The 21,270-nt window shown below is 35.2% G+C and carries 26 protein-coding genes; 15 read left to right on the forward strand and 11 right to left on the reverse strand.

All coding sequences use genetic code 11. The features are described from left to right. Nucleotides 1–43 precede the first annotated feature (43 nt). On the reverse strand, nucleotides 44–961 hold the full coding sequence (gene tus / locus M1F14_RS13890) for a DNA replication terminus site-binding protein (protein WP_042843708.1): 918 nt from the start codon (nucleotides 959–961) through the stop codon (nucleotides 44–46). A gap of 341 nt (nucleotides 962–1,302) precedes the next feature. Between tus and M1F14_RS13895 the strand changes: the two genes are divergently transcribed. Continuing rightward, nucleotides 1,303–2,091, forward strand: coding sequence for a hypothetical protein (locus M1F14_RS13895; RefSeq protein ID WP_042843710.1), 789 nt, complete (start codon nucleotides 1,303–1,305; stop codon nucleotides 2,089–2,091). A 68-nt stretch (nucleotides 2,092–2,159) separates the two neighbouring features. Here the strand turns inward: M1F14_RS13895 and M1F14_RS13900 are convergent, their stop codons facing one another. Continuing rightward, complete coding sequence (locus tag M1F14_RS13900; RefSeq protein WP_048607228.1) at nucleotides 2,160–2,726, reverse strand: lytic polysaccharide monooxygenase; 567 nt, start codon at nucleotides 2,724–2,726, stop codon at nucleotides 2,160–2,162. An 86-nt stretch (nucleotides 2,727–2,812) separates the two neighbouring features. Continuing rightward, nucleotides 2,813–4,081, reverse strand: coding sequence for an MFS transporter (locus M1F14_RS13905; protein WP_042843712.1), 1,269 nt, complete (start codon nucleotides 4,079–4,081; stop codon nucleotides 2,813–2,815). Nucleotides 4,082–4,196: 115 nt separating this feature from the next. On the opposite strand from M1F14_RS13905, the gene M1F14_RS13910 reads away from it, so the two are divergent. The 3 genes from M1F14_RS13910 to bioD all read left to right on the forward strand — a co-directional run bounded on the left by M1F14_RS13910 (nucleotide 4,197) and on the right by bioD (nucleotide 7,228). After that, entirely contained in the window at nucleotides 4,197–5,102 is a 906-nt protein-coding gene (locus M1F14_RS13910) for a LysR family transcriptional regulator (RefSeq protein ID WP_042843713.1), read from the forward strand. Nucleotides 5,103–5,199: 97 nt separating this feature from the next. Further along, the gene (locus tag M1F14_RS13915) at nucleotides 5,200–6,411 is read left to right on the forward strand and encodes an ROK family protein (RefSeq protein WP_181468495.1); all 1,212 of its coding nucleotides are present in this window, start codon (nucleotides 5,200–5,202) and stop codon (nucleotides 6,409–6,411) included. Between the two features lie 142 nt (nucleotides 6,412–6,553). Next, a complete protein-coding gene (gene bioD, locus M1F14_RS13920) occupies nucleotides 6,554–7,228 on the forward strand; it encodes a dethiobiotin synthase (protein ID WP_048607224.1) in 675 nt (224 codons plus the stop codon). Between the two features lie 64 nt (nucleotides 7,229–7,292). On the opposite strand, the gene M1F14_RS13925 is transcribed toward bioD, so the two are convergent. From M1F14_RS13925 to M1F14_RS13940, 4 genes are all read right to left on the reverse strand, one after another. Next, nucleotides 7,293–7,526 carry a DUF1161 domain-containing protein gene (locus M1F14_RS13925; RefSeq protein ID WP_042843716.1) on the reverse strand — a complete coding sequence of 78 codons (234 nt, stop codon included), beginning with the start codon at nucleotides 7,524–7,526 and terminating at the stop codon, nucleotides 7,293–7,295. A 43-nt stretch (nucleotides 7,527–7,569) separates the two neighbouring features. Then, nucleotides 7,570–7,938: a DUF1283 family protein gene (locus tag M1F14_RS13930; protein WP_042843717.1), complete on the reverse strand. Its 369-nt coding sequence runs from the start codon at nucleotides 7,936–7,938 to the stop codon at nucleotides 7,570–7,572. A gap of 85 nt (nucleotides 7,939–8,023) precedes the next feature. Beyond that, a complete protein-coding gene (gene ydfG, locus M1F14_RS13935; RefSeq protein ID WP_042843718.1) occupies nucleotides 8,024–8,773 on the reverse strand; it encodes a bifunctional NADP-dependent 3-hydroxy acid dehydrogenase/3-hydroxypropionate dehydrogenase YdfG in 750 nt (249 codons plus the stop codon). Nucleotides 8,774–8,847: 74 nt separating this feature from the next. Beyond that, the gene (locus M1F14_RS13940; protein ID WP_181468494.1) at nucleotides 8,848–10,476 is read right to left on the reverse strand and encodes a DUF4139 domain-containing protein; all 1,629 of its coding nucleotides are present in this window, start codon (nucleotides 10,474–10,476) and stop codon (nucleotides 8,848–8,850) included. Nucleotides 10,477–10,730: 254 nt separating this feature from the next. Here M1F14_RS13940 and M1F14_RS13945 point away from each other — a divergent pair, with 254 nt between their 5' ends. From M1F14_RS13945 to M1F14_RS13975, 7 genes are all read left to right on the forward strand, one after another. Next, nucleotides 10,731–11,528 (forward strand): hypothetical protein, encoded by a 798-nt coding sequence (locus tag M1F14_RS13945; protein WP_071548112.1) that lies wholly within the window; start codon nucleotides 10,731–10,733, stop codon nucleotides 11,526–11,528. Between the two features lie 20 nt (nucleotides 11,529–11,548). Then, the gene (locus M1F14_RS13950) at nucleotides 11,549–12,481 is read left to right on the forward strand and encodes a ChuX/HutX family heme-like substrate-binding protein (protein ID WP_105881030.1); all 933 of its coding nucleotides are present in this window, start codon (nucleotides 11,549–11,551) and stop codon (nucleotides 12,479–12,481) included. 53 nt (nucleotides 12,482–12,534) lie between these two features. Continuing rightward, a complete protein-coding gene (locus M1F14_RS13955; protein ID WP_042843722.1) occupies nucleotides 12,535–12,885 on the forward strand; it encodes a hypothetical protein in 351 nt (116 codons plus the stop codon). Between the two features lie 113 nt (nucleotides 12,886–12,998). Then, entirely contained in the window at nucleotides 12,999–13,646 is a 648-nt protein-coding gene (locus M1F14_RS13960; RefSeq protein ID WP_042843723.1) for a glutathione S-transferase family protein, read from the forward strand. A 162-nt stretch (nucleotides 13,647–13,808) separates the two neighbouring features. Beyond that, nucleotides 13,809–14,405, forward strand: a complete 597-nt coding sequence (locus M1F14_RS13965; protein WP_071548110.1) for a glutathione S-transferase family protein — start codon at nucleotides 13,809–13,811, stop codon at nucleotides 14,403–14,405. A 44-nt stretch (nucleotides 14,406–14,449) separates the two neighbouring features. Beyond that, a complete protein-coding gene (locus M1F14_RS13970) occupies nucleotides 14,450–14,794 on the forward strand; it encodes an ASCH domain-containing protein (RefSeq protein WP_048607213.1) in 345 nt (114 codons plus the stop codon). 244 nt (nucleotides 14,795–15,038) lie between these two features. Beyond that, nucleotides 15,039–15,317, forward strand: a complete 279-nt coding sequence (locus M1F14_RS13975; protein ID WP_042843736.1) for a VF530 family DNA-binding protein — start codon at nucleotides 15,039–15,041, stop codon at nucleotides 15,315–15,317. Between the two features lie 31 nt (nucleotides 15,318–15,348). Here M1F14_RS13975 and M1F14_RS13980 read toward each other — a convergent pair whose 3' ends face one another. Both M1F14_RS13980 and M1F14_RS13985 read right to left on the reverse strand, forming a co-directional pair. Continuing rightward, nucleotides 15,349–15,756 (reverse strand): DUF1801 domain-containing protein, encoded by a 408-nt coding sequence (locus tag M1F14_RS13980; RefSeq protein WP_105881029.1) that lies wholly within the window; start codon nucleotides 15,754–15,756, stop codon nucleotides 15,349–15,351. Between the two features lie 85 nt (nucleotides 15,757–15,841). Continuing rightward, a complete protein-coding gene (locus M1F14_RS13985) occupies nucleotides 15,842–16,444 on the reverse strand; it encodes a DJ-1/PfpI family protein (RefSeq protein WP_181468493.1) in 603 nt (200 codons plus the stop codon). A gap of 81 nt (nucleotides 16,445–16,525) precedes the next feature. Between M1F14_RS13985 and M1F14_RS13990 the strand changes: the two genes are divergently transcribed. Both M1F14_RS13990 and M1F14_RS13995 read left to right on the forward strand, forming a co-directional pair. Beyond that, nucleotides 16,526–17,065: a TetR/AcrR family transcriptional regulator gene (locus tag M1F14_RS13990; RefSeq protein WP_181468492.1), complete on the forward strand. Its 540-nt coding sequence runs from the start codon at nucleotides 16,526–16,528 to the stop codon at nucleotides 17,063–17,065. Between the two features lie 320 nt (nucleotides 17,066–17,385). Further along, the gene (locus M1F14_RS13995; RefSeq protein WP_129465933.1) at nucleotides 17,386–18,264 is read left to right on the forward strand and encodes a DMT family transporter; all 879 of its coding nucleotides are present in this window, start codon (nucleotides 17,386–17,388) and stop codon (nucleotides 18,262–18,264) included. A gap of 74 nt (nucleotides 18,265–18,338) precedes the next feature. Here M1F14_RS13995 and M1F14_RS14000 read toward each other — a convergent pair whose 3' ends face one another. Then, nucleotides 18,339–19,202 carry a LysR family transcriptional regulator gene (locus tag M1F14_RS14000; RefSeq protein WP_042843741.1) on the reverse strand — a complete coding sequence of 288 codons (864 nt, stop codon included), beginning with the start codon at nucleotides 19,200–19,202 and terminating at the stop codon, nucleotides 18,339–18,341. A 111-nt stretch (nucleotides 19,203–19,313) separates the two neighbouring features. Here M1F14_RS14000 and M1F14_RS14005 point away from each other — a divergent pair, with 111 nt between their 5' ends. Next, nucleotides 19,314–19,925, forward strand: coding sequence for a GrpB family protein (locus M1F14_RS14005; RefSeq protein ID WP_042843742.1), 612 nt, complete (start codon nucleotides 19,314–19,316; stop codon nucleotides 19,923–19,925). A gap of 13 nt (nucleotides 19,926–19,938) precedes the next feature. Further along, complete coding sequence (locus M1F14_RS14010; protein ID WP_052219275.1) at nucleotides 19,939–20,550, forward strand: FMN-dependent NADH-azoreductase; 612 nt, start codon at nucleotides 19,939–19,941, stop codon at nucleotides 20,548–20,550. A gap of 380 nt (nucleotides 20,551–20,930) precedes the next feature. Here the strand turns inward: M1F14_RS14010 and M1F14_RS14015 are convergent, their stop codons facing one another. Continuing rightward, entirely contained in the window at nucleotides 20,931–21,254 is a 324-nt protein-coding gene (locus M1F14_RS14015) for a cupin domain-containing protein (protein WP_042843743.1), read from the reverse strand. Nucleotides 21,255–21,270: the final 16 nt, after the last annotated feature.

A 21,270-nucleotide genomic window follows, 5' to 3' on the forward strand; every position in this document is an offset into this window, starting at 1 on the left:
ATAAACTGAGGAAACACCCATATTGGTAACAATTGGGTGTTTTTTAACGTTCTATATATAAATTTAAACGTGGGATTAATAATTCTACTGGCTTAGCTTTTGGCCGGTTACGTAGTGGGATATTATCTACATGGTAATCGTGTAATTCACCAACTTTTATTTCGGCAACTGTTTTCTCTAGGGCAAAAACAAATAAGGGGGTAGAGCAAGCAAATTGGGTTTGTTTTTGTTGAGAACTATCCCAGACTCGCGCTATCGGCTGAACCTTTACAGGGCGTTGAGTTTTTAAAATCGCATCATGGGGTAACGAGTAGATCAATTGAATATCGCTTTCTATTTGTAATTGCCAATGTTCTTTAGGGATATGTAAAGGGCAGCGACCACTTTCTAAACTTGCTTGTAAACGGCTTAATACGGTTTCTTTGGTTACTTTATTGATGATTTTTTTATTGGCCCATCCAAAATTAATGGTATCAATATCGACTAGTGAGGTGAGGGTGCGATAGGTATTTAATGTTAATAACCCATGAAGGCTTTCTCTAATAAATTCAAAACGTTGAGTTTCATTTATTTGTGTAACGATTGTTTTTATCTGTACTTTTAATTCATTAATCTTTGATATTAACGCATTAAATTCCCGATATGTTTTTAATTCAGTTTGGATACAGATAACACCAGGTAGTCGGATAGCCGATTTATTGCTAATTTCTTCAGATTTATTATGGATAAACAGTAGGTTAATTAACTTAATTGTTGCTTCAATAGCACTATGACTAGTTAATTTTTGAACCGGAATATGGCTAATCTCGTTATTTTCTTCACCTTTGATTATATTAGGTAAAATAAACGTACTTGCTATAAATGGGACGAGTTGAGCTTGTTCTAACAATAAATGACTAAGTTGTTTTATTTCAATCTCTAAGTTATTGAAAGTGTCGATAAGTTTTTGTCTAGGGTTCATTTTTAGTTACAACATTCTGTTTGTGATAAATAAAATGTAGCATTAACAATCATTATTAGCAATTTTTTAGCCAGACTACGGGGGATTTTAGCGAAACTTAACGTTAGCGGGCAGGGGAACTGGTAGCTTTTTCTCTTCATTGGTACTTCAGGATGAGTATTCACCCCTGTACCGATAGCAGTACCATCGATATCTTTTCGATATAAGGCTTTGGAATACGCCATTATCCTCGAATAAAATTCAGTAAATTATATATTAAATTGAAAGTGTTAATGTCTTAATTATGGAAATATTAAACATTATAAATGATGTAATACTCACTCAATTTTAAAAGGTAAGGTATGCTGACTATCCCACCGCTGATCCAACCGTTTGTTGACCTTTTTCAAAAAAATACAACTACACAAGCTAATTACCAATACCTTGGTACCATTCAACATATTCAAGATGCTTTACCCGAAAGGGCAACACCAAGTCATCTTCGTTGTGCTTTACAAGGGGAAGGCGTTTTATCTAGTTACAGTACTAATAATGAGAATAATTATTTATGTTCTGTGAATGCGCAAACCTGTGTGGTCGCAACGCTATACAATAAAAATAATCAGACTGGAGCCGTTATTCATTTTGACCATAATATAATAAGTTTGATAGACCAAGCAGTTACAGCAACTTTATCACAAATAGCTCCTCAGAATAATAGCGATGTTGTATCAACGCTTACGGGAGGAATTTGGCTTATGGGTGGGGATAACATTGGTGAGCCGGTAAAAAAGGTATTAAGCAATCATGGGGTAAATTCATCTTGGGAACAATGGGCGATTTCATCGTGTATACCACATAACTATGGGGTTGTATTGAACTTACAAGATGGAAGTATTAACGCTTTTGAACAACCAATTCACTCAGTTATGCAATTTATTAATCCGTTATTAGCAGAAGCTGAGCATGCTAATAATTTTAATAGTTATTTGAGACCAGAAGTACGTCGAGCCAAAGACTTTATGGAACGTTTTCGATTACCCGCAATAAGTGAAAGAGAAAGTGGATTAACATTTACTGAAGGTACAAGGAGTAGCAAGGTAACGGTGGATGATGTTAATAAATACCATTTCAATATACATAACATATAGTATTGAAATGGTTTTAGATATAAATATACAGTTTAGCCTATTACTCAATTTTTGTTATATGAAAAACATTAATCCAATGATAAATCAATAACTTGATAGAATGCCTTTGACGTATCGTCTATCGTCCAAACAGCAAGAACAACCTGATATCCTGTTTGTTCTTGAGGCAACACACAGTTGTGTTTGACTGTGTTATCGGGGGTTTCTATACGGTGAAATTCGCAAAAAGGGGTTAATTCAAATTGAGCACGAGATAAGGGAATATTGGGCTCCCAATCGGGTTTAGTCATAAAATATTCCCATTTGGTCGTTTTATGTTTTGCAGTTAAATACCATTCAAATTCTACATTACGGGTCTTCAGGGGAACAGTCTTCCATCGCTCAGCTGTTTGTACATCGAGCGGTGAAAACTGAGAAAGGCCAGCGCTAGCAATTTCACCATCAGCAGGGCCTTGTTGTGGGAAACCTTTTGGACCTTCTAGTGACTGAGGTTCATATTGAATTTGACCACAATTGGTGTTTACTTCTTTGCGACACAAATACGAACGGCTTTCTGGAGACTTTACATATCCGTGGGGGTAGGCCAAAAAACTGCAGAAAAAAAGGATAGGTACAAGTAGTAATTGTTGTTTCATAGAATTTCCTCGTCATTAATAGAATAACTATCATCACTAACAACGAGGAGGATCGAAATTTCAACCTTTATTAAATACTAAGATAATTAATCATAACATCCTAATTTCAAACGATAGGCGATGATAATACCGATAAGTAATATTCCAGCAATAAATAAAGCAACACCGTTCCATCCAAAATAAGTCCAAAATACTCCACCTAAGGTGCCTGCAATACTTGAACCGGCATAATAACTAAAAAGATACATCGATGATGCTTGACCGCGAGCCCGTTTCGCTCTTCGCCCAACCCAACTGCTTGCAACTGAATGTGCTGCAAAAAAGCCTGCCGTTAATACCGTCATACCAGATAGGATCACCCAAATATTTGGGTGTAATGTTAACAATATACCCACTAACATCATACAAATTGCAGAGATTAGTACACTACCTAAACCATATTTTTGTGTGAGACTACCAGTTTTAGTTGCGCTATATGTTCCCGTTAAATAAATGACAGAAAGAAGGCCTACAGTGGATTGTGAGAAATAGTAGGGGGCGTCAAGCAAGCGGTAACCAATATAGTTGTACATTGTCACAAAACCACCCATCAGTACAAAGCCTTCTACAAAGAGCCAAGGCAAACCCCGGTCCCTAAAGTGTAGGTGTAAGTTTACCCATAAATTTTTAGGTTTTAATGAGCTTGCACGGAAATGTTGAGATGGAGGTAATAACCGCCAAAAGCCAATTGCAGCGATCAACGCTAATGTCCCTAAAAGAACAACAGCGACCCGCCATGAATAATAATCTGAAATTACCCCAGTCATTAACCGCCCACTCATACCGCCAATAGAGTTACCGCTAATGTATAACCCCATGGAGAGCGCAACATAACTCGGGTGAATTTCTTCACTTAAATAAGTCATTGCAACGGCTGCGACTCCGCTAAGTGATAGCCCAACCAATGCTCTAGCTATCAAAATACCATTCCAGCTTTGCATTACAGAGCTTAATAAGGTAAATAGCGCAGCACACATCAGTGCAATGACCATGACGTTTTTTCTACCAATGGCATCTGAAATTGGCCCTGTAATTAATAGACCTAGAGCCATTAAACCTGTACTGAGTGATAGCGACAAACTCGCAGTTGCAGGAGAAACATTAAAATCCTCAGACAACATTGGTAAGATAGGTTGAACAAAATATAACAGCGCGAATGTAGCGAACCCAACAGTAAAGAAAGATAAAGTGACACGTAAATATAGAGCATCATCTCTTTGAATATAATGCTTTTTAGGTTCGGTATGGGCAGGGGCGTCCGTTTTTTTCCCTTTGGCTGGTTGCTCAGAAGTCAGACTATTTGATGAATGTTCCATATGTATTCCTTGTCATACCAACTGGTTTGATTTCGATCAAAGAATAGAAATTTTTCAGTTTTTTGTCTAATATATTAATTATACACAATAATACTTTAAAGATATCAAATAAACTATGAGCATAGAACTTCGACACCTTAGATACTTTATTGCTGTCGCCGAGGAACTACACTTTGGCCGAGCAGCAGAGCGGTTGCATATGTCACAACCACCTTTAAGCCAACAAATACAAATACTTGAAGAAAAAATCCATGCGAAATTATTAGAAAGAAATAATCGTAACGTCGCATTAACACCTGCGGGAACGATGTTCTTGAAAGAAGCCTATCAAATTTTGGCTCAGGTTAATGCTGCGGCGACTAAAGCAGCGCGAATGGAAAAAGGCGAACTTGGCGAATTATCTATTGGGTTTACTTCCACCACACCCTTTATGCATAAGGTTACAATGAGTTTACGTCAGTATCGGGAGTCTTATCCTGAAGTTTCTATTCATATGCATCAGATGAATACTAAGCAGCAGATAGCTCCTTTAATTACTGGCCGTATCGATTTCGGTATTATGCGAAATACAGGGTTACCAGAGCAATTAGATTACAAATTATTATTCAAAGAACCTTTTATGGTGGCGGTTTATGAAGGACACCCATTGCTCGAATATGCTGATGTCGGCATTGATATAGAACAACTTGCTAATTACCCATTAGTTTTTTTCGAGCGCGATGTCGGGACTGCATTATACGATGAGATAAACCAGCTATTGACTTCTGCTGGTGTCGTACCAAAAATTTCTCAAGAAGCAGGTGAGGCAATGACTATTTTAGGCCTCGTCTCTGCAGGGATGGGGATTTCAATTATTACTGAGTCGTTTACACGTATGAAAGTTGATGGTGTGAAATATATAAAACTCGCTAATATTAATGCTTCATCTGAGGTTTGGTTAGTTTACAATACGCGTAGAACCTTACCTGCTGCGGCTAAAAAGTTAACCAACCTGTTAATGTCTAATATTGTTGGTGAATAAGTGTGATTAACATCACACTTATGCTGTATGCGAAATCATTAATATGCAGATTAAGGCATAATAACTAATTGCTTTATAAAGGATTTCAATTATTGCCATGGTGAATCAAACGGGTCATATTGACCAGATAAAACAATTAAATACGGGGATCGTATATCGAATAATTGATCAACATGGTCCTATTTCGCGTATTGCATTATCTAAACAATCACAACTTGCCCCAGCCAGTATCACTAAAATCACGCGTGAACTCATGGATGCTCATATAATAAAAGAGTTAGAGTTTCCTGTTCTCGGGTTGCGTGGTCGCCCAGCAGTAGGCTTAGTCGTTGAAAGTGAAGGGTGGCAGTTTTTAGCAATCCGTATACAAGACAAGAAAATCACTATTTCACTAAAGGAAATTAACGCTACAACATTAGCTCAAACAGAATATCCTTTTAAACCTATTAATAATGAACAATTTATAAATAAATTATCTGAATTAATTAGTCATTTTTTTGCGAGCCACCAGAGTATATTAGAAAGAGTTACAGCAATAAGCATTCTGTCTGATGGCGTCTTAGATCCTTATACTGGCGTTATCCATCACCATGCTCACTTTAATATTAACCAATTAGCTATTGGCGAATACTTAACTGAACATACAGGGCTACCTATTTATTTACATCCATCAGTGGATGCTTTGGCATTAAAAGATTATTTTTCCCATTTGGCAAAACGAAAAGCAAAAAACATTATTTATCTTCAACTACAAGATGTTGTCAATATTACAGTTCTAAACCATGGTATAACGTTAGATGCTAATACTCAGCGCCCCAATTTATTTGCTCATACCCAGTATAAAAAAACGCAAAACATCCCCTGTTATTGTGGAGGTGTTGGTTGCTTAGAAACACACACATCCCTACCTGCAATATTGCAACAAGCAAATAACTTACTCTGTAATTATTCAGACTCTTACTTGCAACATAATATTATTTCTATTGATAGCATTTGTAGCGGCGTAAAATTAGGCGATACTCTTTGCATTCAACTTATCGACAATATTGCGCAATTATTGGCAAAACCATTAGCTTTAATGGTCAATGTACTCGGAACCGAATTAATCTTAATCAATTCGCCTATTAATCAAATCTCAGAATTATTTTTTGATAAACTTCATCATTACATCGACCAGCAGTCAATTCCTCTTTACTCATCAAAAATAACAATAGAAAAATCCACGTTAAGTGTTAGTGATAGTGAATCATCATTAATACAACGTGCTTTATATGATGGTTCGCTATTGATGCAGTTATTACAAGGTTAAATTAATTCGATAATCTTTACATTATCCCACACAAAATTGAGCTAACGCAAACTTATCACTTTCCCATTCCAATAAACTGAATCCATATCATTTTTGCAGCTTATTGCTGTGTAAGTCTGTCACTTCAGGATAGAAAAAGACCATGATCAATCTATTTATTACCGGGACAGATACAGATGTCGGGAAGACAGTATCGACGCTTGCCATATTGCAGGCACTAAATGGCCAGGGAATTAAAGCCGTCGGATATAAACCCATCGCGGATCAATGCATTGATACGCCAGAGGGGATAAGAAACAAAGATGCATTATTAATCCAAAGTGTATCTAAAGACCTTGTTTCCTATGATGAAGTCAATCCAGTGCGGATCAGCGATAATTATAGTCACGAAAACAGTATTGATTTCAATCAAATCAAACAAGGCTTAGAGCATTTACACAGCCAATGTGACATGGTTGTCATTGAAGGTAATGGAGGATGGCGATATCTTCTTGATGATAATACGTTTTATGCAGATTGGCTAAAAGGGCAACCAGTAGGTGTTATTCTTGTTGTAGGTATTCAACATGGCTGTGTTAACCATGCCTTGTTAACTGCGGAAGCGATTAGAGCTGACGGACTACCTTTGGTTGGTTGGATGGCAAATCGCATTAACCCTGGGCTCGCACATTACGCTCAAATCATTGAAAGATTACAACACCACATTAAGGCCCCACTAATTGGTGAGATACCCTATCTATTGCGCCCTGAAGAGAAAGAACTTGGGCATTATCTAGATGTGGAAAAACTTCAACAATTTATTGCTATACCCGCCTAACTCGCAAAATAAATAAAGGGCGCGTAAAAATATCGCGCCCTTTATTTTAGCCATTAGAAATCAATCAATGACGTGTATAAATAATTTTATACGAATCATTTTGGCAGTGCCCAACAACTTGCCCTTTAGATGAATCGACCTCATCATTGGGGACTGCGACTAAACTAAAATTGTCAGCAGGTACACCGTTATTGATGATTTTCTGCTTGATCTCTTCAATTACGCTTTCACATGAAGCTTGTGCAAAAACCGGTGCTAGCGTTAATACTAATAATGGAACTAATAATTTCTTTTGCATTATACCTCCTTGGTAATCAATCCATAAAACAGCAAGCTAGAAATTATGGATTGATTGGACGGCCTGTACTGACATCAAGACAGCGCTTGGTGCTAGGTTCCCAATAAGCATTCAGATTAAGGCTTTTTTCACATTTATCTTTTGCATCAAAAGCGGCATCTATCTTATCAAATTCTTTTTCAGTACGAGTATTGACTTTATTACGTAGCATACGGGTATTATCCCATTGCTCTTTTTCCTGACGCGCTTGCTCTTTGTTAAGGGAATCATCACCTTTACCAACAGAAACACATGTGCTTCCGGCGGTACAGGATGTGGTTGCTTGTGCTGCCAAAGAGGATGTTACCCAAAATAAAGGGAGACAAAAACAAAACGCAGTTAAGCCAGTTTTCAAAGTTTTATGTGGGCTCATGTAAAAATTCCTTACTTGAGTAGGGGCAATAACCAAAGTATAGCCAAAAGTATATGATTGCGTCAGTATAGAATAGTACTAAAAATCAAAGTTGTTTATGTACGGTTAAACCTGCAAAGGTTTGGCATACTGGCATCAATTCAAGTGTATTCACATTCATATGTGCAGGTAATGTTGCCACCCAATAAACCGTTTCAGCGATATCTTCAGGCGTCAAGGCTTCTGCACCTTGGTACGTATTAGCGGCTTTATCATCATCACCTTTAAAACGAATATTGGAAAACTCTGTTCCACCCACTAAGCCTGGTTCTATATCAGTAACCCGGATCTTTTTGCCTTGAAGGTCAGCACGTAGACCTAAAGAAAATTGTTTTACGAAGGCTTTAGTTGCGCCGTATACATTACCGCCCTTATAAGGCCAGCTCGCAGCCGTTGAACCGATGTTAATGATATGACCATGATTATTAGCGACCATACCTTGTAGTACCTCATAAGTCATATTAACTAAACCTTTAGTATTGGTATTAATCATAATTTCCCAATCATCAGGGTTAGCATCAAAAGCAGGTTCTAAACCGAGCGCTAAACCAGCATTGTTAACTAGTACATCAATATTTTTGAGATGAGCAGGCAAACTTGCAACAGCTGATTGAATTGCTTTTCTATCTTGGACATCCAAAGTTAATGGATAAAATTTTTCACCTAGTTCCTGATGTAGCGCTTCTAAACGTTCTGTTCTACGGCCCGTTCCAATAACGGTATAATTATGTTGAATAAATTTGCGAGCTATAGACTCACCAAAGCCCGATGAAGCACCTGTTACTAATATAATCATGAGAACCTCAAATTGTTATTGTTGTGTCAGCATGTAGCGATTTTAACGCTTTCTAATGTGAACTACAAAAGCTGTTATAATCCTAGGATATGTTTATCCTTAGGGTAACTTAATGTGTAACTAAATGGGATCTGAATCTCTTCATTCGGTTTTAGCCCAACATTCCAAGTTATTTTCCCTGTTTTTTTGTTGATCACAGCGTCTTTATTATCTACATCTGACACTTTTATATCACTGTCTTCACTAATAGGCAGTTGGTCATAAATAGTTAATTTAACAGGGGTTGGATGTATGTTTTTAGCTTTGATGAGATAACTCTCTTTTTGCTCTACCGTTGAACCAATGAAGCTTGGTTTTTTCTTCATTTTTTCATTGTTTTCACGTGAAATCTGAATATTTTTATCGATACCAAAAGGAACTTGTAAAGTATCAGTCAGTCGATTTGCATCGATTTTAACGTTTCCAATATACGTATTTCCATAGTAAATATTGGCATTTCCGTTCAATAAGTTTAGAGCTTGCCAATTTTCAATATTTGCTTGTAAGAAGACATCCTCTGCAAGTTTTGGTGTTGCGGTGTACTCATACTTAGCCGCAATATCTTCTTGTTTAATCGTCAATGAACTTGGCTTGGATGTACTTTTCAGTGTGAAAGGAAGGGTGATTTGATAGTTTAGGCTAATACCGTTATTTGCGGTGGTCACAAAATCAGCAATACCTGACCCAACCTTTTTTTTGCTAGCAGTCATACTTTCTTCATACATAGCAACAGGTGCAGCTGGCATTGGTTTCATACGGACTTGACGTTCCAACTGTTTATTTTCATCATAAATTGACAGACGCCAAGGCTGTAAATCAAAAGGGGTGATATTCTTTGATGGATTAATGGTCGATAAGGTTAGGTCAATATTTTCCCAATCAATACCTGTATTTTGAATGACATCCGCTTTATAAGTTAAAACTATAGGTGATTCTGTGTTCTGACTGCGTATATCATAGCTAGGTGACCAAGCGGCATCCTGTGTTAAATAAGAAAGCTGTAGTTTTGCTGTTGTGGCTTCAGGTGCGTCTATCGACATAACAACCTGTGTGTGTTTGCCAAGGGAAGCCGGCATATTTTGGTCAATTTGAGCTTGTAGCAGTGCTGATTTTTCTTCAAGCTCATCGATAGTGAGTTGATATTTTTGTTGTTCTTGTAAAATTTTCGTCATTTGCTGACGTATAAAGTCTAGCTTTTGGGATGATTGCTCTAAAGATTGAGCATTATTTTCCCCAAAAAAGCGTTGGTCTTTCAATAAGCTTAATTGTTCTTCTCCGACTTTAATCGCAATAATAGCATCTTCTATTTGCTGCATTAATTGCTTCTGTTGAGTTTGAAGTGCCTTGATATTTTCGGGGTAAACAACTTCAGTAGGGACAGTTTGAATATTAACAGAACGAATTATTACATTTTTATCATTTAGGTTAACTGATAACGTACGTGGGTCAACGTTATGGGCTATATTCGTTAAAATTACCTTATTTTGCCCCTTATTAAGTGACAGCGTCACATCATTATCTAATTCAGCCCCGTGTAGAAATACAGTGGCATGATTTAATTTAACTGGTTGATTTAAATTGTTTTTAGCTTCAGCAAACGCATATTGAGACGTAAAAAGTGCCGTCAATATCAAACTACTTGCCAGTCGAGTAGATACGGTCATATGTGAACTCCAATAATGATAAAGTTATTACACACGAAATTATGTAACCATCCTATTTAACTGATCTTTTCAGCGATAGCAGATAAAACCGAAAAGTTGATTATAAAAATTAAGTTATTAAACCTAAAAATATCCATAAACAGAAAATAGCTAAAGGAAAATAAAAAAGATTAAGGTAAATATTGAAAGATGTTTTTTCCTTTTGTGGAAAAATAATACATCAAATTTTTTTAAATTGAGAATAGGTGTATTTTATGAATATAGCCCCGACTAGCTCCACATTTTATTATAAAGCTGATCACAATGATGCCACTACAGTTATAAAGACGCTAAATAGTGAATTATTAAAAATTGAAAAGGAGCTTTACAATCAATACGAGCCTAGCCCCGAAAGAAAAAATGAACTGAACAGTAAGGCATTTGAAAATATCAATATAATAGAAGATATCTTAAAGAATAAGGAAGAGATAAATATCACATCAATCAAAAGGTTACAAGAATTAAACGTTATGTATGGTATAGCAGCAATGAAAAGTGGAGATACGGAGTGGGAGAGCTTTGGGTTATCCAAAGAGGTTTTTGAAAATAATGAGAAATTCTTTAACTCTACAGATTGTTTACTTAGTGCCAGTGAACAATTAAAACAAAAGATAGATATAGAAAAAAGACTTACGTACTGGAATACCTGTCAATATAATTTTGCTTATAACATTGTTTATGAAGGAATGTCTGCACCAAGTGATCTAACACAGAATGATTTTCATCATCATTTTGAACAATGTAGCCGAAGTAATATTTCTAACGATATTGCAATCGCAGCAGCAAATGCAAAGTGTGCAGAAAATTTATGTAAATCCTCATTAACTGAGCAACAGAAATCATCTGATATATTAATGAATACAACAATAAGACTCAATAAGTTCTATCATGATTATATAAATACGCCTTCCGCTGATTTAAATGATGACATAAGGTCTGATGCATTTTTTTTAGTCAAAAACTTGTCAGTTTACTTACCTTTTGAAATAAAAGAAAAATTTGGTATTAATTAAATAATATTAAGGAAGAAGAAATGCTCAGTTCTAGGCTTTATTCAGTAAAGGATACCAGTAGTCAATATGGTATTAATCTTGAAGAAAATACCAAATATTCATCATTAAAACATATTCTAGAAAACATAAAAAACATATCAAATAACAATGTAGAAATGAGCACTAGTGGGCCATCAGGGCATTCAATAATCTATACAAATGGTGAGATAAAGCAACCTGCAGCAAATGGTCATTTAATACTTAATCCAAGTGGGATTGACCTACGAGTTATCCCTGGGAAAATTAAAAACGTTAATTACGAAAAAATTAGTGATAATAGATATAAAGCTAATTTAATGTCTCATGATGGAAATAAAGTATTGTCATTAAGTTTTTATTCAAAAGAAGATTTAAACATAAGCTCAAGTGAAATCGTCTCTCAAAAATCAACAATGAAAACAATAAATAAAAGTAATGATATTGAAAACTTATGGAGAAACATGGCTGATGTACACCATTTTTATCCAATGCTACAACAACTTGGAATAAGCAAACTTGAAGCATTCCAAAAAGTACCAAATGACTTGGCAAGAAAAGTAAGTACAGAAAGTTTATTGACAACTTTAAATAAGATACATAACGACAATAAAAAAATGATGATTTTTGTGGGTAATGATTCTGCAATCCAGATCTATACAGGCCTAATAGATAAAATTACTGAAATAATGAATGGCAAAAAAATAGTCATCCACGGTACAACTGAAGAAGGAGGGAAATCAGTAATAAGAATAGCAAAAGATGAGGTTGGTGAAGCTTGGGTTGTTAATAAAAACTCTCGTGATGGGTTTATTACAAGCCTAGAGTTATTTAATAAAAATGAAGAGCATATAGCCCAATTTTATGGAGTTAGGAGAGAAGGGCAAAAGCAAGATGAATACTGGGGGGATTTAATGAGGAAATTACCGAATCACTAGCTCATTGATCATTATTAATAGAATTATAAAATAGAAAAATGGTGGATAATCAAATGATAAATAACATTTTTGATATTAAAACATTTTCATCACATCAAGGTACAGATGCAGAATCTGCGCTCTCGGAGCACGAACCAAACATACACCAAAAAATTAACCATATCAGCAATCTCCCACTTGAGCTAAAACAAAATATTGCATTTAGGCTTGATGCTTCAAGTTATGAAAACTTTCGCAATGCATCAAAGGAAATGACAGATGATTTACCGTCTTTTCGTTATATGCTTGCGAGTTTAAAAAATAACAACTGTACTGGCCAATTAAGAGAAGATTATAAATCAGTGCTCTATGGTAACCTTAATCAGCGCTATGACGACCAATTAGATGGTATATGGACCGGGTAGTGATAATGTTAGCAATAGAAGGCTAAACGTCAAAACCTCAAACTAAGATTGAAATATCCTATTTTAAGCATGTAGTATTAGAAGAACATTAAGAAAGCCTTTATGGAGAATTCATGCTAACAGTTTGGGGTCGTAAAACTTCATCTAACGTCCAAGCACTAATGTGGTGTATTGGTGAGTTAGAATTACCTTATAAGAGGCTTGATTTTGGGCATCGCTATGGCGGTACTGATACTGACGAATTTTACCGCTTAAATCCTAATCGTACTGTTCCTGTTATTCAGGATGGTTGCAACCCTCCATTATGGGAAACTGGGGCAATACTTAGGTATCTTGCTAACCGATATGCAAAAGGGAATTTTTGGCCTGATGAAATATTAGCAAGAACCGAGGTTGATCGCTGGATGGAATGGTCAAAGTTGAATGTAGCATTGGCATTTACGGCGCCTATCTTTTGGCAAGTAGCACGCACTCCAAAGGAATCCCAAGATATTAATTCCATCAAACTTGCTATCGACAAATTTGAAAATAATTTAATGATTGCAGAAGAGATATTAGCATCCAGAAACTACTTGGCCAGTGATGATTTTTCACTGGCTGACATCCAATTCGGGCATGTGTTGTATCGTTATTATGATATTGATATAAAAAGAAAATCGCTTCCTTACATTGAGGCTTACTATAAGCGTCTTCTTGATAGGCCTGCATATCGCGAGCATGTTGCTATTTCGTATGATGAACTCCGGCCAGCAAAACCTTAATCTTAGATGTATAAATAGCACTTTATGTGACGCTGTCACTTATTCATCGATAAAATGATGGGTATATCTACAGCTTAAAAATTTAAATCAACACCATAGTGTTGATTTAGTTTTGTTCGTATTAAATATGCAGCGGGCATTTAACTACATAGGTTATTTTTTATGAAAATATATACTTTTCCTAGAAGTCGTTCTCTGAGGGTTTTATGGACATTAGAAGAACTTGGTGTTGACTATGAAACAGTTAGAGTTGATATGTTCAGCGATAAACCTAAAGTTAAATCACCTCATTCACGAGGTAAGGTTCCGTTAATGGTAGATGGGGATGTTTCAATAGAAGAGACATTTGCGATATGTCATTATTTGTGTAATAAACACCCAAAGGAAACGTTCTATCCATCTGATATAAAAGAACAATCAGTTATTTATTCTTATATAAGCTTTGCTTTAACAGATTTAGAATCTCCTACCTGGAATCTACTAAAGCAACTTGTTTTTATTCCTGAAGAGAAGCGTTCTTTATCGTTAGTTGATTACTTTAAAATAGAATCTGAAAATGTAACAAGGCAATTTAAGCTTGATAAAGATAACGAGTGGGTCGCTGGTGACAACTTCACTTTAGCTGATATTTTTCTATCTCATACGCTTTTGTGGGCTAGGTTATGCCATGTTAACCTCAGTCCTGCAATTAATGATTACATTGATAGGGCTATTAGCCGGCGGTCATACATACAAGCCCAGGAAAAAAATAATTTATAAAACAACAAACAATAACATTTTGATTAACAGGAAAAATCACACCAATGAAAGCCATATCTATAGTTTTTCCAGCAGGTAAAAATATTGCGTTAGGAATAAAAACGTTAGAAATAAGAAAATGGGCACCAAACATCGATTGTAATGAAGACTTACTAATTGTTGAAAATCACCATTATCTTTTAAAAGATGGCGATGAAGAAATGGGGAAAGCAGTCGCAATTGTTAAAGTGAAAAATGTGAGGCCATTCGTTGAAAGTGATATTGATGCAGCCTGTGCATCTTACTATGAAGCAGGTTGGCTAGCTTGGGAACTAACTGATATCCGAGCTATTGAAACCCCAGTAAAAATGATAGCAAAACGTAAGATTTATGAAGTTGAGTTGAGCTAAGATTCAATCCTTACGATTAACCAATTCAGCGATAAAAAAGCCAACATGATTAACCAGCCAGAACGCTGGATTTCTTCATTTCATACCTAGGTTCGCATAATGTATATTATGTTAAATAGGATATTGAATTAAGAATCGGTCTTGATAGATCAAGCATTGTTAGTTCCCTATTGACTTAGAGCCGTGTTCAGCTTATTTATATGCGCTCAATGATAACCTAACCTATAACTTCGGATATGCCGTAATGAGTGAATTTAAATCGAAATCCCCTTTACATGGAGTTACACTAGAAATGCAAGTTAATGCATTGGTTGACAGATACGGTTGGAACCAACTTGGGCGTACTATAAAAATAAACTGCTTTAACAAAGATCCAAGTATTAAATCCAGCTTAAAGTTTCTGCGCCGAACACCTTGGGCAAGAACTCAAGTCGAATTACTCTATTTGGATATGATAGAAAATAATTCGATTGATAATACTGACTTAGGTTCTGATGACCCTTGGTGTAATTCACGACATTAAAAATAAACTGTAATTAACTGGCTACTGAAACTTAAGCTGTTTTATTTCTTAGCTTATAAGTAAGAGCCATCTCAATGCATATGGCCAATTCTTTTATTGGCAGCGCTTCATTGATATCTAAGATAATTGCTCGGTTCTTTGAGTAATTAAGTTCAGGAAAAAGCGTTCTAAATGAATCAATTAAGGTGGTTTGACAGTGAACAAAAAGAGCAACGGAGCTCTGATTGAACCGGCCTATTCGTATCGTTGTTCCTGAGCCCGTTTCAATTGTTTGATAACTTGGTTGCCCCCATTTCAGAGTCTCAGTGATTGTTCCTACTTTTTTATTTTCTGCTGCTGTTCTAAAAATCAGCTCTCTAATCATTAATAACACTTTTTGGTATTGAATAGGATAACTGCCAAATACCAAATTCACTCTATCATCCGAAATGGTTTTCATATAACTACCGCTAATTTATTTTAAGACATCCTTGTCATACCTATGTACTTTAACCTTCCTAGCTGATATTTACATAATATATTCGTTACATTCTGCCCTGTTGTATACTAAATTCAATCAAAGATTCGAGCACACTTTGTTGTCCAGTTGGTAAGACTGGTAATAATGTTTCCTTTCTTTTTTCTTTGTCGTATAGCGATTCTATTAGCCATCCAACTAAATAAAGGGCGGAAAGGCAACCACCTGCTGTAGCAACCCTTCCATGACATACAAGAGGTTGCCCTACTGGCTCAAGTTGTGATGCTAATAATGCATTCCTAGCATCTGGATGAGTGGTGGCTCTTCGTTCAGGTAATAGGTTTAATGCATTAAGAATTAAAGTACCTGCACAAATAGAACCGATATACTGTTTTTCAGGGTTTAATTTAAATTCGGATAAAAAATCTGCATTTTCAATCGCCTTTGGTACGCCATTTTTACCACTACTAAATAATACCGCATCAGCTGAATTCGCTTCAGATAATGCCCCTTGAACATGTATGTTTAAGCCATGTGCTGATCGTAAGCTTGATTTGTTCCCTAATATTTTGACTTGCCAATCTATATGGTTACGGCCAAGAATATCCCACATAAAAAAAAGGTCTATATCCGTAAAATCATCAAATGCAACAATCACAATTTTTTTCATAAATTTATTCCTTTTAGCGGAAATACAAATTAAGCTTTAACGTATCAGAACTTGAATCACCATACACAGACTGTATTGAAAATGAAAAAATTAACGAGAACATCTTGGATTAACGCAGGTTTTAATATTTTGGATAATGAAGGATATACACGTTGTTCTGTTGAGAGAGTTGCTAGGAAACTAGATGTTACCCGAGGCTCCTTTTATCATCATTTTAATGACCGTGAAGATTTTATCCGTTCAATGCTTTCTTGTTGGGTTTTTGAATATACTGATAAAATATTAAATGAACTAGAACAAGAAACGAGTATCAATAAGGTGCTTACAGAGTATATTAATTTCACATCAAGAAAAAAAACAGCAAGAGAAATTGCAATCAGAGCTTGGGCATTACATGACCCTATCGTTGCAGAGTATCAAACGATTGTTGATGAGAAGCGTTTAAATTTTGTTATTAATAAATTAGGAAGCCTACCTATTCCGGCTCAACATGCTCAAACAATTGGTAAATTAGTACATCTTAGTTTAATTGGTGGCACCATATCTGGAGAGAGGTTAAATAATCTAAACTTCAATAAATTAATTTTAAATGGCGTAAAACTTAAAAAATTTTTATTTTAAATAACCCGTTGTTAATGGCATTTACTACCCCTCCTACTCTACCTATCTACATTTCAGGAAAGACTCATTTTTTAGCTTGGCTAAAGATAAATGTTGATTAAAACCATAGAACTCTATTGATATTATTGAATTATTCGATTTTCGAATGACACAACACTGATTTATTTGATTTTATAATCAAGTTCAGTAAGTTAAGTTCAATAGCATGATATCACTCTGAATATTAAAAATATTGCTGACTATTTTTAAGATCTAAAAATACCGGCAAGTGAATGAATTTCAGTATATGAAAAAATATTATAAGCAATAAAGAGGAATATATGGGAGTAGACAAACTAAAATCATTAGTTATCACTGGTGCTTTTGTTTTACTTTGGGGCAGTGCTGCAATTTTTACTAAGCTAGGAATCGATAATGCTTCTTCTATGATTTTATTAGTATTTAGATTTAGTATCGCACTAATTGTCATTTTGATATTTTGCAGATATAAACAACAATATTTACCTGAAAAAGGAATGATATTACAAACGGCATTGGTAGGAATTATTTTAATCGGTGGCTACTCTATTTGTTATTTTTTATCAATGGAAAATGGTGTTACTCCTGGTCTTATCGCCACTATTATGGGAGTACAACCAATACTTTCACTCTGTATTACAGAACGAAAAATTTATGGCTACAGGTTAGTTGGGTTAATTATGGCGTTATCCGGCCTAATTGTGCTTGTATGGCATAGTTTAATAACTTCCCAGTTACCTATTATGGGCATTGTACTTTCGCTAATGGCACTGTTATTTATGACTATCGGAGCTATTTCACAGCAAAAAATTAAGCAATCTCCATATAGAGTGTTACCGATTCAATACGCTGTCAGTTTGGTACTATGTTTGTTATTCATTCCAATGCAAACTGTACATTTTAATTTTAACTTGAATTTTCTGATATCCATCCTATTTCTAGGTATATTTATTTCCGTTATCGCTCAAATATTACTTTATTATTTATTAAGTAAGGGGAATGTAGTGAATGTAACTAGCTTATTTTATTTTGTTCCGATTGTTACGTCATTGCTTGACTATTGTATTCTTGGGAATAAACCTTCATTATTTGGCATCTTTGGCATGGCTGCAATTATACTGGGGATTATATTGGTTTTCTATAAGCCTAAAAAGGGGGCCCTTAGCCATGTTAGCAGTTAGTTAAAAAAGTAGTAAAACATAAAAAATGGAGGCTCCCTTTAACTAACCAAGTATACGTGTTTTATCTTTCAAACTCATTTAGCTACTCTTAGAGTTTGGATTAGGAGATTATAGAGGCTATCAACAGCTTGATCTCCAAGAGACTGATTACTTCTATATGCTGCGACACCCATTGGTTCCAAAGGCCCTAACCCATGCAATGCGCCTAATATTTCCAGATTGGGGGGAACACTACATTGAGTCAGTACAGCAACGGCCAGCCCACTTTCAACAGCAGCAACCTGCCCTGGCAAGCTCGAACTATTATAAACAATTTTATATCTACGCCCCTGTAATGAGAGCGCATTGATGGCGCTTCGTTTTGCCAAGCTGGTGTGCTCATATACCGCGATCGGTAATGGGTCACGTCGCCAAATTTCAAATTGTGAAGAACCGACCCATACCATAGGCTCATAAAATAATAATGCTCCCTGAGTATTATTTTCTCTTGAGACTAAAGCTAAGTCTATTTCACCCTTTTCTACCTTTGGTATCAATGAGGTAGATTGCTCACAGTTAAGCTCTATTTCAACGGAGCTATGGTATGCGGCAAAACGTTTTAATACAGGGGTCAGATATTTTTCAGCATAATCATCTGGAACACCAAGTCTGATTCGCCCTTCTAGCTCACCACCATGAAATGCAATAATAGCTTCATTATGTATATCCAGTATCCGCCTTGCATAACCCAATAATTTTTGACCTTCGTAGGTTAATTGATGTTGCCGAGGATTACGTACTAACAATTGACAACCGAGTGATGACTCAAGCTTTTTTAGTTGCATACTGACTGCAGATTGTGAGCGATGAATCTCCAAAGCAGCAGCAGAGACAGACCCTGTATTTACTACAGCGACAAAACATTTTAACCAGTCAATTTGTAAGTCTGTATATTTCATAACCAATCCATTCGTAAATCGAATTTATAAATTTCGAATTATTCATTTTAATAAAAAAACCATAGACGATATTATTCTTATCGAAGATGAAATTACATTATAAGGTCATATATGGATAACTCAAAACGACAATATTATAAAAAACACTTAGAACAAATTACTTCTTTTCAAACGAGTAATCCAAATGAAAACCCATGGGTACTAGGAAAACCCAAAACAGAAATAATTGATGTGGTTGATTATGACCCAAACTGGCAGGCGCAATTTAAACAGATTAAACAAAATATACAAAATAAGTTAGGTCATAAGGCGCTTGCTATCGAGCATGTGGGCTCTACCGCAGTTTCAGATCTATCAGCAAAGCCAGTAATTGACATTGATTTAATTGTCAAAAATCCGGAACAAGAACTTAATTATGCTCCTATATTAGAAGAGTTTGGTTTTTTACTAACTGTAAGAGAACCTTCGTGGTACCAACATCGCATGTTTCGCCTTGAACAACCAAGAGTTAATTTACATGTATTCGGGCCTGACTGCCCTGAGCACCTACGTCATATCTTATTTAGAGATTGGTTACGTACACATGCCGATGATAGAAGATTATACGAAGAGGCGAAAAAAATGGCCTCGGTTAAAGTAACCAATGTACAGGTATACAACCAAAACAAAGAAAACGTAATTAAAGAAATATACGACAAGATTATTAAAACAATAAGTGAATAAGCAGAACAATATAATGAAAAAAATTATACTCATTAAATCATCGGTTATGGGAATGCAATCCCATACTAAACGTATGCTTGATTCTTTTGAGCACTCATGGACTGAAAATTATAAGAATACCGCCATTATTCAACGAGATTTAATAGCATCTCCTCTACCAATTATGGATGAAGATATTTTTTCTGCGTACTATTCGGTACCAGAGCAGCAACAAAGTGAAAAACAAAAAGAAGCTCTAGCTATATCAAATAAGCTTATTGAAGAACTTAAAATTTCGGAACTAATCGTAATCGCAGCTCCGATGTATAATTTATCAATTCCTAGTCAACTAAAAAACTACTTTGACCTTATTATCAGAGCAGGTTTAACGTTTAATTATGTAAATAACGAACGCATTGGTTTACTTAAAAATAAGAAAGCTTTAATTTTAACAAGTCAAGGTGGATTAAAAAATGCTAATAAATCTGATTATTTTGTTGATTATCTAAGGGATATACTCAGTTTTGTTGGAATTGAGCACACCACTTTTATTGGTGTTGAAGGTATTGCTATGGACACAAGCCGTATTGAGTTAGAGCATATTAATGCTGAAACTCAAATGAAAAATTTCATTAACAATTACTAAATAGCTAGTCTTGAGTAAGAAGAACTGTGCTTAATGGTATAAAATGAGATATAAATAACACTAAAAAATCATAATTAACTTAATTAAATTAGAGTCTATTTTTCATAACGCATGAATAGACCTTACGTAAAAACTTTTATTTACCTTAAGTTGTTAAAAAAAATACTCTAATTTAAATTTAAGCCACTTTATATTTATATGTTTTTGCAAAAAAACTGAGGTATTGTTGGTGTATTCAAACAATCGGTTGGTAAAATTCACCTCAAACACCATATGCTTACTATAATACAAAAAATTTAATAATGTTTTTATAATAAAACGGCCAGCATAATGCGGCCGCTTTATTTATCGGTGATATAATATAAAAGATATTTAGCTAATTAATTGATAAAATCTTCTCTCATAGGAACAAAGATATCTAATATCTCACCATCCAATAAACATTCACATTGGTGTTCTTCATTTGAAGGTATATATATAACATCACCACAGCTTACTGTTTTAACTATTGCCCCTACGCGATAGTTAAATGAGCCAGATAAAATATAACTCATTTGCTCATGTTGATGTTGGTGTAACTCACCTAATGTTCCTGTTGTTAAGGATATTTTTGCTATCATCATATTTTTACTACCTAAAAATATTTTCCTTAACGTACCCGGAGCAATATTTTTCGCCATGATGTCTTTATCAAAAATAAACATGTTTTATATATCCAAA

Origin of the sequence: Providencia sp. PROV003 (assembly GCF_045040775.1) — a bacterium.
Taxonomy (GTDB): Bacteria; Pseudomonadota; Gammaproteobacteria; order Enterobacterales; family Enterobacteriaceae; genus Providencia; species Providencia huashanensis.

What these genes read in the sequence shown, in the direction of transcription:
- tus (WP_042843708.1), bottom strand. Translation starts at nt 961, where the DNA reads ATGAACCCTAGACAAAAACTTATCGACACTTTCAATAACTTAGAGATT.
- M1F14_RS13895 (WP_042843710.1), top strand. Translation starts at nt 1,303, where the DNA reads ATGCTGACTATCCCACCGCTGATCCAACCGTTTGTTGACCTTTTTCAA.
- M1F14_RS13900 (WP_048607228.1), bottom strand. Translation starts at nt 2,726, where the DNA reads ATGAAACAACAATTACTACTTGTACCTATCCTTTTTTTCTGCAGTTTT.
- M1F14_RS13905 (WP_042843712.1), bottom strand. Translation starts at nt 4,081, where the DNA reads ATGGAACATTCATCAAATAGTCTGACTTCTGAGCAACCAGCCAAAGGG.
- M1F14_RS13910 (WP_042843713.1), top strand. Translation starts at nt 4,197, where the DNA reads ATGAGCATAGAACTTCGACACCTTAGATACTTTATTGCTGTCGCCGAG.
- M1F14_RS13915 (WP_181468495.1), top strand. Translation starts at nt 5,200, where the DNA reads ATGGTGAATCAAACGGGTCATATTGACCAGATAAAACAATTAAATACG.
- bioD (WP_048607224.1), top strand. Translation starts at nt 6,554, where the DNA reads ATGATCAATCTATTTATTACCGGGACAGATACAGATGTCGGGAAGACA.
- M1F14_RS13925 (WP_042843716.1), bottom strand. Translation starts at nt 7,526, where the DNA reads ATGCAAAAGAAATTATTAGTTCCATTATTAGTATTAACGCTAGCACCG.
- M1F14_RS13930 (WP_042843717.1), bottom strand. Translation starts at nt 7,938, where the DNA reads ATGAGCCCACATAAAACTTTGAAAACTGGCTTAACTGCGTTTTGTTTT.
- ydfG (WP_042843718.1), bottom strand. Translation starts at nt 8,773, where the DNA reads ATGATTATATTAGTAACAGGTGCTTCATCGGGCTTTGGTGAGTCTATA.
- M1F14_RS13940 (WP_181468494.1), bottom strand. Translation starts at nt 10,476, where the DNA reads ATGACCGTATCTACTCGACTGGCAAGTAGTTTGATATTGACGGCACTT.
- M1F14_RS13945 (WP_071548112.1), top strand. Translation starts at nt 10,731, where the DNA reads ATGAATATAGCCCCGACTAGCTCCACATTTTATTATAAAGCTGATCAC.
- M1F14_RS13950 (WP_105881030.1), top strand. Translation starts at nt 11,549, where the DNA reads ATGCTCAGTTCTAGGCTTTATTCAGTAAAGGATACCAGTAGTCAATAT.
- M1F14_RS13955 (WP_042843722.1), top strand. Translation starts at nt 12,535, where the DNA reads ATGATAAATAACATTTTTGATATTAAAACATTTTCATCACATCAAGGT.
- M1F14_RS13960 (WP_042843723.1), top strand. Translation starts at nt 12,999, where the DNA reads ATGCTAACAGTTTGGGGTCGTAAAACTTCATCTAACGTCCAAGCACTA.
- M1F14_RS13965 (WP_071548110.1), top strand. Translation starts at nt 13,809, where the DNA reads ATGAAAATATATACTTTTCCTAGAAGTCGTTCTCTGAGGGTTTTATGG.
- M1F14_RS13970 (WP_048607213.1), top strand. Translation starts at nt 14,450, where the DNA reads ATGAAAGCCATATCTATAGTTTTTCCAGCAGGTAAAAATATTGCGTTA.
- M1F14_RS13975 (WP_042843736.1), top strand. Translation starts at nt 15,039, where the DNA reads ATGAGTGAATTTAAATCGAAATCCCCTTTACATGGAGTTACACTAGAA.
- M1F14_RS13980 (WP_105881029.1), bottom strand. Translation starts at nt 15,756, where the DNA reads ATGAAAACCATTTCGGATGATAGAGTGAATTTGGTATTTGGCAGTTAT.
- M1F14_RS13985 (WP_181468493.1), bottom strand. Translation starts at nt 16,444, where the DNA reads ATGAAAAAAATTGTGATTGTTGCATTTGATGATTTTACGGATATAGAC.
- M1F14_RS13990 (WP_181468492.1), top strand. Translation starts at nt 16,526, where the DNA reads ATGAAAAAATTAACGAGAACATCTTGGATTAACGCAGGTTTTAATATT.
- M1F14_RS13995 (WP_129465933.1), top strand. Translation starts at nt 17,386, where the DNA reads ATGGGAGTAGACAAACTAAAATCATTAGTTATCACTGGTGCTTTTGTT.
- M1F14_RS14000 (WP_042843741.1), bottom strand. Translation starts at nt 19,202, where the DNA reads ATGAAATATACAGACTTACAAATTGACTGGTTAAAATGTTTTGTCGCT.
- M1F14_RS14005 (WP_042843742.1), top strand. Translation starts at nt 19,314, where the DNA reads ATGGATAACTCAAAACGACAATATTATAAAAAACACTTAGAACAAATT.
- M1F14_RS14010 (WP_052219275.1), top strand. Translation starts at nt 19,939, where the DNA reads ATGAAAAAAATTATACTCATTAAATCATCGGTTATGGGAATGCAATCC.
- M1F14_RS14015 (WP_042843743.1), bottom strand. Translation starts at nt 21,254, where the DNA reads ATGTTTATTTTTGATAAAGACATCATGGCGAAAAATATTGCTCCGGGT.